This window comes from Ralstonia mannitolilytica, from assembly GCF_905397375.1.
Classification (GTDB): domain Bacteria; phylum Pseudomonadota; class Gammaproteobacteria; order Burkholderiales; family Burkholderiaceae; genus Ralstonia; species Ralstonia mannitolilytica.
The window spans coordinates 107,347-121,944 of record NZ_CAJPVG010000010.1 but is presented as its reverse complement, the minus strand read 5'-3'; the positions used below and the strand labels follow the sequence as shown (position 1 = coordinate 121,944).

At 64.0% G+C, this 14,598-nt stretch carries 15 protein-coding genes and 1 tRNA gene; 6 read left to right on the top strand and 10 right to left on the bottom strand.

The genetic code is table 11. The features are described 5' to 3' along the window. Positions 1–381 precede the first annotated feature (381 nt). Positions 382–1,005, bottom strand: a complete 624-nt coding sequence (locus tag KHN96_RS17915; protein WP_045784973.1) for a TetR/AcrR family transcriptional regulator — start codon at positions 1,003–1,005, stop codon at positions 382–384. 98 nt (positions 1,006–1,103) lie between these two features. On the opposite strand from KHN96_RS17915, the gene KHN96_RS17910 reads away from it, so the two are divergent. Together KHN96_RS17910 and KHN96_RS17905 are read left to right on the top strand one after the other, a co-directional pair. Beyond that, the gene (locus KHN96_RS17910) at positions 1,104–1,613 is read left to right on the top strand and encodes a DinB family protein (protein WP_045784974.1); all 510 of its coding nucleotides are present in this window, start codon (positions 1,104–1,106) and stop codon (positions 1,611–1,613) included. A gap of 103 nt (positions 1,614–1,716) precedes the next feature. Next, positions 1,717–2,169, top strand: a complete 453-nt coding sequence (locus KHN96_RS17905; protein ID WP_062739471.1) for a Rid family hydrolase — start codon at positions 1,717–1,719, stop codon at positions 2,167–2,169. Positions 2,170–2,267: 98 nt separating this feature from the next. On the opposite strand, the gene KHN96_RS17900 is transcribed toward KHN96_RS17905, so the two are convergent. The 6 genes from KHN96_RS17900 to petA form a co-directional block, all read right to left on the bottom strand. Continuing rightward, a tRNA-Thr gene (locus KHN96_RS17900) sits at positions 2,268–2,343 on the bottom strand. 29 nt (positions 2,344–2,372) lie between these two features. Beyond that, entirely contained in the window at positions 2,373–2,867 is a 495-nt protein-coding gene (locus KHN96_RS17895; RefSeq protein WP_045787674.1) for a ClpXP protease specificity-enhancing factor, read from the bottom strand. Between the two features lie 63 nt (positions 2,868–2,930). Beyond that, on the bottom strand, positions 2,931–3,542 hold the full coding sequence (locus tag KHN96_RS17890; protein ID WP_004634649.1) for a glutathione S-transferase N-terminal domain-containing protein: 612 nt from the start codon (positions 3,540–3,542) through the stop codon (positions 2,931–2,933). Positions 3,543–3,691: 149 nt separating this feature from the next. Continuing rightward, positions 3,692–4,438 (bottom strand): cytochrome c1, encoded by a 747-nt coding sequence (locus KHN96_RS17885; protein ID WP_045784976.1) that lies wholly within the window; start codon positions 4,436–4,438, stop codon positions 3,692–3,694. A 38-nt stretch (positions 4,439–4,476) separates the two neighbouring features. After that, positions 4,477–5,880: a cytochrome b gene (locus tag KHN96_RS17880; protein ID WP_062739491.1), complete on the bottom strand. Its 1,404-nt coding sequence runs from the start codon at positions 5,878–5,880 to the stop codon at positions 4,477–4,479. Further along, a complete protein-coding gene (petA, locus tag KHN96_RS17875) occupies positions 5,880–6,488 on the bottom strand; it encodes a ubiquinol-cytochrome c reductase iron-sulfur subunit (protein WP_045784977.1) in 609 nt (202 codons plus the stop codon). The genes KHN96_RS17880 and petA overlap by 1 nt, the downstream gene beginning before the upstream one ends. Positions 6,489–6,733: 245 nt before the next feature. On the opposite strand from petA, the gene mscL reads away from it, so the two are divergent. Beyond that, a complete protein-coding gene (gene mscL / locus KHN96_RS17870) occupies positions 6,734–7,162 on the top strand; it encodes a large conductance mechanosensitive channel protein MscL (protein ID WP_045784978.1) in 429 nt (142 codons plus the stop codon). Between the two features lie 15 nt (positions 7,163–7,177). Here mscL and KHN96_RS17865 read toward each other — a convergent pair whose 3' ends face one another. Continuing rightward, the gene (locus tag KHN96_RS17865; RefSeq protein WP_045784979.1) at positions 7,178–7,924 is read right to left on the bottom strand and encodes a Nif3-like dinuclear metal center hexameric protein; all 747 of its coding nucleotides are present in this window, start codon (positions 7,922–7,924) and stop codon (positions 7,178–7,180) included. Between the two features lie 19 nt (positions 7,925–7,943). On the opposite strand from KHN96_RS17865, the gene KHN96_RS17860 reads away from it, so the two are divergent. Beyond that, entirely contained in the window at positions 7,944–9,149 is a 1,206-nt protein-coding gene (locus KHN96_RS17860; protein ID WP_045784980.1) for a Do family serine endopeptidase, read from the top strand. Positions 9,150–9,631: 482 nt separating this feature from the next. Here KHN96_RS17860 and KHN96_RS17855 read toward each other — a convergent pair whose 3' ends face one another. Together KHN96_RS17855 and KHN96_RS17850 are read right to left on the bottom strand one after the other, a co-directional pair. Then, on the bottom strand, positions 9,632–10,747 hold the full coding sequence (locus tag KHN96_RS17855) for a porin (protein WP_115044102.1): 1,116 nt from the start codon (positions 10,745–10,747) through the stop codon (positions 9,632–9,634). Between the two features lie 332 nt (positions 10,748–11,079). Continuing rightward, positions 11,080–12,222 (bottom strand): ABC transporter substrate-binding protein, encoded by a 1,143-nt coding sequence (locus KHN96_RS17850; protein WP_045784982.1) that lies wholly within the window; start codon positions 12,220–12,222, stop codon positions 11,080–11,082. Between the two features lie 93 nt (positions 12,223–12,315). Between KHN96_RS17850 and KHN96_RS17845 the strand changes: the two genes are divergently transcribed. Together KHN96_RS17845 and KHN96_RS17840 are read left to right on the top strand one after the other, a co-directional pair. Next, positions 12,316–13,017: a response regulator gene (locus KHN96_RS17845; protein WP_045784983.1), complete on the top strand. Its 702-nt coding sequence runs from the start codon at positions 12,316–12,318 to the stop codon at positions 13,015–13,017. After that, entirely contained in the window at positions 13,014–14,531 is a 1,518-nt protein-coding gene (locus KHN96_RS17840; RefSeq protein ID WP_062739469.1) for a sensor histidine kinase, read from the top strand. Before KHN96_RS17845 ends, KHN96_RS17840 begins: the two co-directional genes overlap by 4 nt. Positions 14,532–14,598: the final 67 nt, after the last annotated feature.

Genomic DNA, 14,598 nt, shown 5'->3' with positions numbered 1-14,598 from the left:
GGGCAGCCCGCCAGCGCCCTGATCGATGGCGAGCGGTAGAACGCATGAGGCCTCTCGTCCGCGTGCGACGTGGACGCAGGCAGACGCCGGCCGCCGGCTTGCCGATGGCGCGCGCAAACGCACGCGGCCACGCATACGGTGCCGGACACCAACACTCGATTCAGGGAGACGCTTGCGCAGAGAACCCACGCAAGAGCCACCACCTGCCGTGCAACGCGGCTAGGCAGTGGCGGGAAGGACGGCCAACACGCCTGGACTGCTTAGCCGTTCAATGGCGATCGAAGATCGACTGGAACAACTGTCCATGGAGACCACTCCGTAGCTGTGACGGGGCGCAGAGCAACAAAGTGTCGCGGGGGGCCGGCAAGCCCTTGGTGGCCGCTACTGCAGATACCCAACGATGAGCCGCGTCGCCTCGTCGATCAGCGGCGCGAAGCGCGCTTCGGCAAAGCGCTCGGCGTGGTGCAGGACAGCGTTGTGCGTGAGCGCCTCGATGGAGGTCACGCACACGAACGCGGCAAGCTCGAGATCGAGCGGACGCAGCTCATCGCGATGGGCCTCCAGGTACGCGAAGAACATGTTGTAGATCTCGGCGTTGAAGCGCTCGGTGTTCGCGAGCCGCCCGGTGCGCGGTATCTGCTCGGCGAGCACGCGGTGCAATTTGGGATCGACGCCATGCGCGTGAACGGCAGTGGTCACCAGCCTGCGCACCGCCTGCGCCACCGGGAGCGTGGCAGCGTCAGCGAGCGCATCACGCGTCAGCGCCATGAGTTCGCTGCTGTGCCGCTCCATCACCGCCACCACGAGCGCCTCCTTGCTCGGAAAATACTGGTACAGCGATCCCACGCTCACGCCGGCCTTGGCCGCAATCCGGTTCGTGCTCGCCTTATCGAACCCCTCTTTCACGAGAATGCGAGCGGTGGCTTCGATCAACGCATCCACCGTGGCGCGCGATCGCGCCTGCGCGGCTTGTTTGCGGGGTTGGGTCAGCGGCTTGCGAGCCATTTTCCTGGGCGTCGAATGCGAGTATGAAACACGAGTCATCGCTCATATTATGCATGGCGCGAGTTGCTCGCCAACCGTGCAAGACAAGGAGCCACCTCATGTCTCACCCACCCTACACGCAACTGCTCGCCATCAAGCAATGGGCCGACCGCGGTCTGTATGACGCCGTGTGCCGGCAGTTCGATCAGCTGAGCCATGAAGACGCGACGCTCATGCTGCGCGTCCTCGATCACGTCCACACAGTGGACCGCATCTTCCAGCACCATCTGCAGGGACTGCCGCATCCATTCGCTGCGCCCAGATCCGAGAAGCTTCCAGAACTCAGCACGCTGGCCCAGCACGCGCAGCAAGTCGACGACTGGTATGTGTCTTACGCGCAGACCGTGACGCAGGCCAAGCTCGACGAGCCGCTTGAATTCACCTTCACCAGCGGCAAGCCGGCGCGCATGCGTCGCGGCGAGATCCTGCTGCACGTGTGCCTGCACGGCACCTACCATCGCGGCAACGCCGGCGCGCTCCTGCAGCTAAGGGGCCTGACGCCAAGCCGGGATGCAATGACGGACTTTCTTGAAGACACCGCCTCGGCTGCGCCATTCGCGGTCAGCTGAGACGATCCGCATGCACGGCGCGTGGAAGCCCTACGCGTGGTGGTGCCATGCAAGCCCCGGGGGGATCGGACACAATCCGCTTCCACCCTCTACCCCGAAGGCCATGCACCACATCCCTACCGAAACCGGAGAAGTCGTCATCCCGCCCGAGCTGGAAGCCGATGTCGCACAGTTCCACTACGCGCCCGCAAGACGTGTCGGCGATTTCGTCTACCTGTCGGGCATCGTCGCGTGCAATCGTGAAACGACGCCCATGGACGCCACCGCCTTCGAGGCCGAACTGCGTCAGGTCTTCCGCCAGATCGAACGGCTGCTGGCGGCCTGCCAGGCACGGATGGTCGACGTGATCGAGCTGCAGATGTTCCACGTGCTCGGCAGCCCGCGTCTTGCGCTGGACAAGGCCGGGCAGCTCGCAGCCATTGCGCGTGTGCGGGACGAATTTTTCCCGGCCCCGTACCCTGTGGCAGTGGAATTGGGCGTTGCCGAACTGAACCCCGAAGGCGGTCTGGTGGAGATCAAGGCGGTCGCTTACGCGCCGTTGACGGAGCCGAAGTAGTCCGATCGGCGGACTGTCGCCGTGCAATTCCGAATGTGCGATCTGGATGGGCGAGCGCCAAAGACAAGCGGCTTCCCAGTGGGAAGCCGCTTCGGTATTGGTGCCGGCTGCAGGACTCGAACCCGCCACCTGATGATTACAAATCAACTGCTCTACCAGATGAGCTAAGCCGGCAAAGAACGGCGATTCTACAGCAACCCGTGCTACTTGACGACTTTCAGCGCGGGCTTGCCGCCGATGCGGGGTACGTTGGGCGGCGGTTCGTCGTCCGGGCCGCCGTCCGCTTCTGCGGGGGCCGGCGGAAGAGCGGACTCAGCATCCACAGCAGCCAGCTTGGGCGGCGGATTGTTCTCGCGCTCGGTCGCAGCCTGCGTCACAGGATTGCTGCGCTCGACCGGGAAGGCCATGCCCTGCCCGTTCTCGCGCGCATAAACGGCCAGCACGTTCTCGACCGGCACCTCGATCTTGCGCGACACGCCCGAAAAGCGCGCGTGGAACGTGATCCACTCGTTCCCCATGTCGAGCTGGCTGGTCGCGTCGAAGCTGACGTTCAGCACGATCTCGTCATTCTTGACGAACTCGCGCGGCACGTTGGTGTTGTTGTCGACGAAGACCGCGATGTATGGCGTGAAGCCGTTGTCCGTGCACCATTCATAGATGGCGCGGATCAGATAGGGCTTGGTGGAAGTTTCCGGCATGATGAAATGGTGACCAACGCAGCTGCGGCCGCACACCCGCGCGGCCGGCAACCCCGGCGGCAATCAGCGGCGCATGACCTTTTCCGACGGCGTCAGCGCTTCAATATACGCCGGACGGCTGAAGATGCGCTCGGCGTATTTCATCAGCGGCGCGGCGTTCTTCGAGACTTCGATGCCGTAGTGGTCGAGACGCCACAGCAGCGGCGCAATCGCCACGTCCAGCATCGAGAACTCTTCACCCAGCATGTACTTGTTCTTCAGGAAGATGGGCGCGAGTTGCGTCAGGCGGTCGCGGATGGCGGCACGGGCCTTCTCGTGGTTCTTTTCGGCGGCCTTGCCCTTTTCGTTCTCGAGCACGGAGACGTGCGTGAACAGTTCCTTCTCGAAGTTGAACAGGAACAGGCGGGCGCGGGCACGCTGCACCGGGTCGGCCGGCATCAGCTGCGGGTGCGGGAAGCGCTCGTCGATGTACTCGTTGATGATGTTCGACTCGTACAGGATCAGGTCGCGCTCAACCAGGATAGGCACCTGGCCGTACGGGTTCATTACCGCGATGTCTTCCGGCTTGTTGAAGAGATCGACGTCGCGGATCTCGAAATCCATGCCCTTTTCAAACAGGACGAGGCGGCAACGCTGCGAGAACGGGCAGGTGGTGCCCGAGTACAAGACCATCATGGTTGTAGTTCCTTGGCGCATGGGCCGGGGGCGGCCCGATGACGGTACAACCGCGGCGACAAACAGCATCGCCACGGCACAAAAGCGAAAAGGCAAAGGGCTAGGACCAGTGTTTCACCGGCCTAGCCCTTGCCCGGAAAACAGCGATTTTACTTGATGTCCTTCCAATAGGCCGCATTCAGGCGCCAGGCGAGCACGAAGAACACGCCGATGAACAACAGCACCCACACGCCGAGGCGCTTGCGCAGGTTACCGGCGGGCTCAGCCATCCAGTCCAGATACGTGACGAGATCGGCGACGGCCTGGTCATATTCGACGTTGCTCATCTTGCCGGGCGTGACCTGGTCGAAGCCGACCAGCTTGTGCTCCGGCTCGCCGCCGTGCTCGGACTTGACCGTCTCGTACTTCGGCACGCGCTGGCCTTGCAGCTCCCACAGCACATGCGGCATGCCGACCTTGTCGAAGACCAGGTTGTTCCAGCCGGTCGGCCGCGTGTCGTCGCGGTAGAACGTGCGCAGGTAGGTGTAGAGCCAGTCGCTGCCGCGTGCACGGGCGATCACCGACAGGTCGGGCGGAACGGCGCCGAACCACTTCTTGGCGTCGTCCCGGTCCATGGCAATGTGCATCGTGTCACCGATCTTGTCGGACGTGAACAGCAGGTTCTGCTTGATCTGCTCTTCCGTGAGGCCGAGGTCACGCAGGCGGTTGTAGCGCATGGCGCTGGCGCCGTGGCAGTTCAGGCAGTAGTTGACGAACAGCTTGGCGCCGCGCTGCAGCGCAGACGCATCGCTGGACTGGTTGGGCGCCGTATCGAGCGGCACGCCACCCTCATTGGCCATCACGGGCGCGGCAAACACGAGACCGGCCAAGGCGAAAATCGCAAGCAGCTTTTTCATTCTTGTGTCCTTCATGGGTCCTTGTGCGCGGGCTCGAATCAGTGCGGCGTGAACGTGACGCGCTCAGGCACTGGCTTGAACGTCCCGATCCGGCTCCAGATCGGCATCGCGAGGAAGAATGCGAAGTACACAATGGTGCCGATCTGCGAGACGATCGAACCGATCGGGCTCGGCGGCTGGATACCCAGGTAGCCCAGCACCGCAAAGGCGATCACGAAGATGATCAGCAGCGTCTTGTGGAAACCCGGACGATAGCGGATCGACTTGACCGGCGACTGGTCCAGCCAGGGCAGGAAGAAGAAGATCACCACCGAGCCGCCCATGACCACGACGCCCCAGAACTTCGCGTCGATGAAGGCAAAACCAAGCGCCAGGATCACGGCCACAGCCACGGCCACGCCCTTGACCTTGAAGCTCCTCGAGCGCACGAACAGCAGCCCCAGCATGATCGCGATGAACGCCCACAGCCACGGCAGGAAGTCCGACGTGGTCGCGCGCAGCATCGAGTAGAACGGCGTGAAGTACCAGACCGGCGCGATGTGCGGCGGCGTCTTCAGCGAGTCTGCCGGGATGAAGTTGTTGGCTTCCAGGAAGTAGCCACCCATTTCCGGCGCGAAGAACACGATCGCGCTGAAGATGAACAGGAACACCGCAACGCCGACGATATCGTGCACCGAGTAATACGGGTGGAACGGAATGCCATCGAGCGGGATGCCACGCTCGTCCTTCTTGGCCTTGATCTCGACGCCGTCCGGGTTGTTCGAGCCCACTTCGTGCAGCGCGATGATGTGCGCCACCACCAGGCCCAGCAGCACCAGGGGCACCGCGATGACGTGGAACGAGAAGAATCGATTCAGCGTCGCGTCCGACACCACGTAGTCACCACGGATCCACAGCGACAGGTCCGGGCCGATCAGCGGAATGGCAGAGAACAGGTTCACGATGACCTGCGCGCCCCAGTACGACATCTGGCCCCACGGCAGCAGATAGCCCATGAAGGCTTCGGCCATCAGGCACAGGAAGATCAGGCAGCCGAAGATCCAGACCAGCTCGCGCGGCTTGCGGTACGAGCCGTACAGCATGCCGCGGAACATGTGCAGATACACAACGATGAAGAACGCCGAAGCGCCGGTCGAGTGCATGTAGCGCACCAGCCAGCCCCACGGCACCTCGCGCATGATGAACTCGACGCTCGCATAGGCGACGGGAATGCCGGCAGCGTTGAGCGTGCCGTCCGGCTTGTAGTTCATCACCAGGAAGATGCCGGTGACGATCTGGATCACCAGCACCAGCAGCGCCAGTGAACCAAAGAAATACCAGAAGTTGAAATTCTTCGGCGCGTAGTACTCCGACAGATGCGCCTTCCACGTCTCGGTCAGCGGGAAGCGAGCGTCGATCCAGCCCAGCAGCCCGGTTGTCTCCACCTTCTTCTCGGCCATGATCAAGCCTCCCCTTTCTCGTCTTTGCCGATCACCAGCTTCGTGTCGGACAGGAACATGTACGGCGGCACGTCGAGGTTCTGCGGTGCGGGCTTGTTCTTGAACACGCGGCCAGCAAGATCGAACGTCGAGCCGTGACACGGGCAGACGAAGCCCGGATCGGCGCCAAGCTGCGGATTGGAGCTGGCCGGAAACGGGCCAGAGGGCGAGCAACCCAGATGGGAGCAGATGCCGACCACGACCAGCAGGTCCTTATGTTCGGCACGCGAGCGCGTTTCATTCTTGCAGTAGTCCGGTGTCTTCATGGTGAAAGGCACGTCGGACTTCGGATCGGCGACTTCGGAGTCGGTCTTCTTGAGCGATTCCAGCATCTCGGGCGTGCGCTTGAGCAGCCAGACCGGTTTGCCGCGCCATTCCACCACCTTCATCTGGCCAGGAGCCAGGTCGCTTACATCGGCCTCTACGGGCGCGCCCGCTGCGCGGGCTTTTTCAGATGGTGCGAATGTGCAAACGAAAGGGGCCGCAACCGCTACCCCTCCCACACCACCAGCCACGGACGTCGCAATCAAAAGATTGCGGCGACCCTTGTCCACGTTTTGCTGGTCACTCATTCAAGACCCCAGGGTGAGAAATCAAGATGGATTCGCGTCAACCGAAAATTATACCCGAGCGTACGTCGCCGACGATAGCGGTCGCGGGGGGCGGCGGTTGCAGATATAGTGAATGCGCCGATGGCCCGCCAACCCAGCACTGACAAGGCTTCGGCACGCGGATTGCAACCCCGTTTTCAACAATTCAGGTCAACCGATCCGCAGCTTGACCGTTTGTCTCGAATCAAACAATCCGGAGAAAACCGATGGCACTGATGCAAGATTTCAAAAAATTCGCCATGCGCGGCAACGTGATCGACCTGGCGGTTGGCGTCATCATTGGCGCCGCGTTCGGCAAGATTGTCGATTCGCTGGTCAATGACCTGATCATGCCGTTGGTGGGCCGCATCGTCGGCAAGCTGGATTTCTCGAACCTGTTCATTGCGCTTGCCGACGCGCCCGCAGGCGTGCCCCACACGTTGGCCGACCTCAAGAAGGCCGGCGTGCCGGTGTTTGCCTACGGCAACTTCATTACCGTGGCGGTCAACTTCCTGATTCTCGCCTTCATCGTGTTCCTGATGGTACGTGCCATCACGCGCGTGATCGACGCCAACCCGCCGGCCGCCCCGGCCGAAACGCCCGAAGACATCGTGCTGCTGCGCGAGATTCGCGACAGCCTCAAGAACAAGCCGTGAACAGGCGTTGCGATATCACACCGGATTCGGGATGTCGATGAAGGTGTGGCGTACGCCAAAACGCCCGGCGAGGTGGTTGCCAAGCGCCCGCACGCCGCCGCGCTCGGTGGCGTGATGGCCGGCCCCGATATAGGCCACGCCCGATTCACGCGCCAGATGCGTCGTCTGCTCAGACGCCTCTCCACTCAGATAGACGTCCACGCCGGCCGCCACGGCCGCATCGAACCAGCCTTGCGCGCCCCCAGTGCACCAGCCGACCGTGCGCACGGGGCGGTCCAGATCGCCAATCACCAGCGGCGCACGCTCCAGCCGCGCCGAAATCGTCTCTGCAAACGCGGCCAGCGTGGTCGGCTGCGGCAGCTCGCCAATCCAGCCGAGCTCGTCATCGCCAAACCGGCCTTTGGGCTCGATGCCGAGCAGCGCGCCGAGCTGCGCGTTGTTGCCGAGTTCGGGATGCGCGTCGAGCGGCAAATGGTAAGCAAAGAGGTTCACGCCGTGCGCAAGGAGCGCCTTGAGACGCGCGTGCTTTTGGCCGACGATCCGGGCGTCTTCGCCCTTCCAGAAATAGCCGTGATGCACGAGGATGGCATCGGCGTGCGCGTCGATGGCGGCTTCCACCAAGGCCAGGCTGGCCGTCACCCCGGTCACGATGTGCATCACGGTTTCGCGCCCTTGCACCTGCAGACCATTGGGGCAATAGTCCCGAAAACGGGCCGCCTGCAACAGGTCGTTCAAGTACAATTCAAGTTCTTTTCGATCCATTTCGACTCAATTTCGCCCTATGTTGCGCCGCTTTTGGCTGTTTTTTGCGCAAGCCGTCACGGTCGTCCTGGCCATCTGGTTTGTGATCGCCACGCTCAAGCCCGAGTGGCTGCAGCGCGGCAGGGTGGCGGTGCAATCCGGCTCGCCCATCGTCGCGCTCAAGGAAGTTGCGCCGATCGGCCATGGCGGCACCTCGAGCAACTCCTACGCGGAGGCCGCCAAGGTGGCGATGCCTGCGGTGGTCAACATCTTCAGCAGCAAGAATGCGCCCAAGCGCAGTAACCCGCAGGCCAGCGCGGATCCGTGGTTCCGCTTCTTCTTCGGGGACCGTGCGCCGGAGCAGCGCCAGGAGCCCACGGCCAGCCTCGGCTCCGGCGTGATCGTCAGCTCGGAAGGCTACATTCTAACGAACCATCACGTCGTGGACGGCGCCGACGAGATCGAAGTCGCCCTTACCGATGGCCGCAAGAGCAACGCCAAGGTGGTGGGCTCTGACCCGGAAACGGATCTGGCCGTCCTCAAGATCAACCTGCCCGACCTGCCCGCCATCACGCTCGGCCGACTCGAGAACGTGCGCGTGGGCGACGTGGTACTCGCCATCGGCAACCCGTTCGGCGTGGGCCAGACGGTGACGATGGGGATCGTCTCGGCGCTGGGCCGCAGCCACCTCGGCATCAACACGTTCGAGAACTTCATCCAGACCGATGCGGCCATCAACCCCGGCAACTCTGGCGGCGCGCTGGTGGACGCGGAAGGCAACCTCGTCGGCATCAATACGGCGATCTACTCGCGTTCGGGCGGCTCGCTGGGCATTGGCTTTGCGATTCCGGTGTCGCTCGCCAAGCAAGTGATGGAGTCGATCATTTCGACCGGCAGCGTGGTGCGCGGCTGGATTGGCGTCGAGCCGCAGGATGTGACGCCGGAGATTGCCGAATCGTTCGGCCTGTCGCGCAAGGATGGCGCGCTGATCGCCGCGGTGGTCCAGGGTGGGCCAGCAGATCGGGCCGGGCTGCGTCCGGGTGACATTCTCACCAGCGTCAATGGTGAGTCGATCCTCGATACGACGGCGCTGCTCAACAGCATTGCGCAGCTCAAGCCCGGAGCCGAGGCCAAAGTGACGGTGTCGCGCAAAGGCAGACCCGTGGAGCTGACGATCATCGTCGGCAAGCGTCCGCCGCCGGCACGGCGCAACGTGCCGATGCCCACGCCGGACGACGAACAATAAGCGTTGCAGCCTCAACAGCAGACGGCGGCCGGTGTGCCGCCGTTTTTTGTTGGCGGCCCGCAGCGGAAGCGCAGCACGGAGATGTCGTTGCTGCGGCGCTTTCTTGCCACCTCGCTTCGAGCAAGCAGCGCCCACCATCTCTTCGCCGCTTTGCTGCGCCGCGGCCGGCACCATTCAGGCGGTGCAGTCAGAGTGCCCGCTGAACTCGCAACGAAAAAAGGCACGACGCGGCGAGCTCCGCCCAATCAGGGCGACTCCACACCGCGACTCTATCGGCCCAACCCGGCCCAGAAAGCGCGTTCCTGATCGAGGGCTGAGCAGATACCACTCCCCCATCGCCCAACATTGAGGCCTTACCGGCGAGAAGCATGACTCGTTTCGTGCCCAACATTTGCTCGAGCAAAGCACCAAGAAAAACGCCGACCCCTTTCGGGGTCGGCGTTTAACCGTTTAATTCGATGCGCCCTGACGAGCGCGTCAAATTAGAACTTGTGGCGGATACCAACGGTAGCGCCGAACTGGTTGGCGTTGCCAGCAGCCGGGCTCGAGAACACTTGAGCGCCGCCGCTGTTCAGCGTCGTGTTGGCGTAAGCATCGGTGTTGTTCAGACCCAGCACGCCCAGGCCCGAGCCGCTGCTGTTCTTAGCATAGGCCAGGTTCAGGTAAGCGTCGGTGCGCTTCGACAGAGCGTAGTCGGTGCCGATCACGAACAGCCACGGGTTGCCGGTGTTGCTGTTCTTGAACTGTTGGTAGTAAGCCGTACCCGTCAGCGACAGGGCCGGGGTAGCTTGGTAACCCAGGCCAGCCCAGTACAGGTTCGAACGCAGGTTGCCATTGCCAGCAACGGTTGCGTAGTTAGCCTTGTACCAACGGTAGCCAGCGTACAGCTTGGCCGGGCCGAAGGCGTACGTGCCGCCGATCGTGGCGCGCTGTTCCTTGTTGTCAGCCGTAGCGATGGTCGTGCTGTTCGATTGGTCGTACACCACGCCCACGCCGAACGGGCCACCAGCGTAGTTCACGCCCAGGCTCCACTCGCGGCCCAGCTTGTTCAGGCCGGCTTGCTCGTTGCCGTCACGGTTGAACGAGTACAGAGCCGAGACGCCCAGACCGCCGAACGTACCAACGTACTTGACGGAGTTGTCAGCACGGCCCCAGAAGAAGGCGTCTTGGCCGGCCAGCGAGTAACGCGTGGCGATTGCCATCGGGTCATAGATCAGCGAGAAGTCGTACAGCAGGTTTTGCTGGCGACCCAGGGTCAGTTGACCCCACTGGCCTTGCAGACCGACGTAAGCGTTACGACCGAACAGACGGCCGCCTTGAGCCGACGTGCCGTTGTCGATGTTGAAGCCGCTTTCCAGGTTGAAGATACCCTTCAGGCCACCGCCCAGGTCTTCAACACCACGCAGGCCCCAACGCGAGCCCGACAGGCCACCCGAATCCAGGCCGAAACGCGAGCTACCGCCACCGTTGCCGTTCGGCACCTTGTTTGCGTACGTCAGACCAGCGTCGACCACGCCGTACAGGGTCACGGAGGATTGTGCATAGGCGCCACCGGCGGCCAGAGCTGCAACAGCAGCTGCAAACAGTTTCATCTTCATATCGACACTTTCCTTGTCAACTGATTGGGAAATCTTGACTGTCCTTATGGACGACGCAGAAACCTCACGTCTGACCGCATTATGGGCCAGCGATGACGGATTCTGGAAACCCTTTCTGGCTCTGGGACGCGATTTGCGGCCAAGTTGTTGCTCATGGGCAACACGCGGGCAGCCCATCGAAAAGAGGGGCAACGGGCCGTTTTCTCCCGCCGGGACGGGGGTTGGCGGACGAATCTCGGGCGGGTGGGCGCAACGAATTTGTCCTTCCGTGACAGTTTTGGATTGTCGCCTTCTCGCCACGCACCTTCCGGAAAGTGGCGCTCAAATCTCTTCTATTTGCCTAGGGCGGCGTGCCATCGCTTAAGGAAATCGGCACGGCGGAGCTGATCTTGATGGGCGAGCAAACCGGGCCCGACGGAAATCGGCCGGTGCGTGTTGCCGAGTTCGGCGAGGAGACGCTTGGCGGTCAGCCCCGTCTCCACGTCCTGACGCAGCGAGAAGAGGAACGCACGGTCGGCCATGACGCTCTGGCCGTCGCGGGAGAGCATGAAATCGAGCCACAGCCGCGCGGCATTGGGCCGGGCCGCCCGGCGCGCGATAAAGGCGACGCGCGTGGCGACGAGCGTGTAGTCGGTCGGCATCTTGATGGCGAGCGCCGGGTTGCGGTCGGCATAGCGGGCGGCGTACGACCCGATCACGTTGTAGGCAAGCAGGCTTTCGCCGGAAGCCACGCGCTCGAGCATGGCGGCCGTGGTGATGTACAGGTTCACGTTGACGCCACCCAGCGCCTTAGCCACATCCCAGAACACCGGCGTGGTGCGGGCATCTTCCGCGGCAAAAAGGAAGGCGGAGCCCGAGTGCTCGATGTCGTACGACGCGACGCGGCCGCGCAGCAGATCGTGATGGCTGTTCAAGATGCGTGCGAAGTCAGCATGCGTCGACGGAATCAGGTCGGCCGGCAACTGGCGCGCGTTGTAGACGAAGACCACCGGCTCGTAGCTCGTGCCGTAGGCCTCGTTCTTCCAGATGGCCCATGAGGGCAGATACGGCCGCTCGGGCGACGCATATGGCAGCGCGTGACCGTCGTTGACCAGCTTGAACTGCTCCGGCATGGCCGAGCTCCAGACGACGTCGGCGCCAGGCGATCTGGTGGAAAACTCCGCAAGGAAGCGGCGGTAGATGTCGTCGCTGTTCTGCTCGCGATAATCGACCGTGATACCCGGGTAGCGTGCCTCGAAGGCGCGGATGAGCGGATAGGCCGCGGAGAAATCCGTGGTCGAGTACACCGTGACGCGGCCCTCACGGCGCGCGGCATCGATCATCCTGCCGTAATCGTGCGGGTAGTACGACGGCAACTCGGGGGCAGGACGGGCCAGCCACTGCGCGCCCGCCTCGCGGGGAGCGGCGCTGCCCGCGGTCAGCAGCGCGGCGGCCTGACACAACCAGCGGCGGCGAGAATTCGGGATGGACGACATTCAGATAGACCGCATCGGTTGGACAGGTGATCGGGATGCGGGCGCCACGCATTATCATGAAAAAGCACACAGAACGATATTGAGAGACACCCGATGCGGATCTTGCTGGTGGAGGATGAGGACGAACTGGCTGCGTGGCTTGCCCGCGCGCTGGCGCAAAGCGGCTTCGTGGTCGAGCGTGCCGCCGACGGCGTCGTGGCTGAAGCGTTCCTCGGCTCGGGCGAGTTCGATGCGGTCGTGCTCGACCTGCGGCTGCCGCGCAAGGACGGCTTTGCCGTGCTGGCCGACATGCGCGCGCGCGATGACCGCACGCCGGTGCTGATCCTCACCGCCCAGGGGGCGCTGGATGAGCGCGTGCGCGGCCTGAACGCCGGGGCCGACGATTTCCTCACCAAACCGTTCGCGCTGTCCGAACTCGAAGCGCGGCTGATGGCGCTGATCCGCCGCAGCCGCGGCCGGGCGTTTCCGCGTCTGCGCTGCGGGCCGCTGGAGTTCGACACCGGGCGCAAGGCCTTTCTGCTGTCGGGCGAGCCACTCTCGCTCACGCCACGCGAACATGCGGCGCTGTCGGCCCTGCTGCACAAGACCGGCCAGCCCATCAGCAAGGTGCATCTGTTCGACAAGGTGTTCAATCTGGACAGCGATTCGAGCCCCGACGCGGTGGAAGTCGTTGTCCACCGCCTGCGCAAGAAGCTGGCTGGCACGGGCGTGCAGATCGTCACCGTGCGCGGCCTGGGTTACCTGCTCGAAGCCGGCGCGGATGACCCGGGCGCTGCGGGTAACAGCCCGGCATGATGCGGACGCGCACCTGGCTGCGGCTGCCGCGCAGCCTGAAGCTCACGCTGCTCTGGCTGCTGCTTCCGGGGCTGGTGGGCGTGTTGGCCATCGACATTGTGTCTGCGTACCAGGCGCTGCGCGGCGCCACCGACCGCGCCTATGACCGCGCCCTGCTCGGCTCGGTGCGCGCGATCGAGAACGGCGTGACGATCGAGCGCGGGCAGGTGCAGGTCAACGTGCCCTATGTGGCGTTGTCGATGTTCGAATCGACGGCGCAGAGCAACGTCTATTACCGCGTCGCATTCGAGAGCCCGCCGGGCAAGCCCCCGGAGGCCGCCCTGACCGGCTACGAGGACCTGCCCCTGCCCAAATCCGGGCTGGAGAACGACACCCCGCTCTTCTACGACGCCACGTATCACGGCGAGCCGGTGCGCGTGGCCGCGGTCGCCAAGCCGCTGTACCAACCGGGGCTGCCGGCGCGCATCGTGATCCAGGTGGCCGAAACCATTGAAACGCGACGCGCGCTGCAGCAGGCAGTCTGGCGCGGTACGCTGCTGCGCGATGCCGCGCTCGTGGCCGTGAGCGCGGCACTGCTGTGGCTCGGCGTGACCGTGGCGCTGCGGCCGCTCAATCGGCTTGCACGCAGCATCGCCGTGCGCGCGTCCGACGACCTGCGCCCGCTCGACACCACCGACGTGCCGGCCGAAGTGCGCCCGCTGGTGAATGCCATCAACCACCACATCCACCGCTACGCAGAACTTGCCGAGGCGCAGAGCCAGTTTCTCGCCGATGCGTCGCATCAATTGCGCACGCCGCTGGCGGTGCTGCTCACGCAAGCCGAATACGCGCTGCGCGAAACGGACCCGACGCGCGTGCGCGAAAGCCTGTCCGCCATCATCGCCCGGCTGCAGTCGACGAACCGGCTGACCACGCAGTTGCTGGCGCTCGCACGCGCACGCCATGCGGGGCAGGACGCGCCGGCCGAGACTTTCGATCTCGGCGAGCTGGCACGCGACGTCGTCGTCGATGCACTTCCGCTCGCGCGTGAAAAACAGCAGGACCTCGGCTGGGACGAGGGCGGCGCGGCGGTGCCGCTGCCCGTGATCGGCTATCCGGCTTTCCTGCGCGAGGCGCTCTCGAACCTCGTGCACAACGCGCTGCGCTATACGCCGGCCGGCGGTCGCATCACCGTGCGGGCGATGGCCGATGGCGACCACGCGCTCGTCTGCGTGGACGATACCGGCCCCGGCATGACCCCCGATGAACGTGCGCATGCGTTCCAGCGCTTCCGGCGCGCGCATGAAGGCGGACATCGCGCCGGGCAGCCGAAGGACACCCGCTACGCCGCGGAAGGCTCCGGCCTGGGTCTGGCGATCGCGCGCGCGTATGCCGCTCGCAGCGGGGGTCACATCGAGCTGGCCGATGGCGAGCCGAACCGGCACGGCGGCGTCGGCCTGTCTGCGCGGATTCGCGTGCCGCTGGCGGCGTCGGCCGCACCCTCGGAGCATGCTGCAACGCAGCAGCCGCAATGAAAGCGTGGCGAAAGCGCGCGACTTCTATACTCCGCCGCACCTGGGGCCATCCGTCTGAGCTACGCGC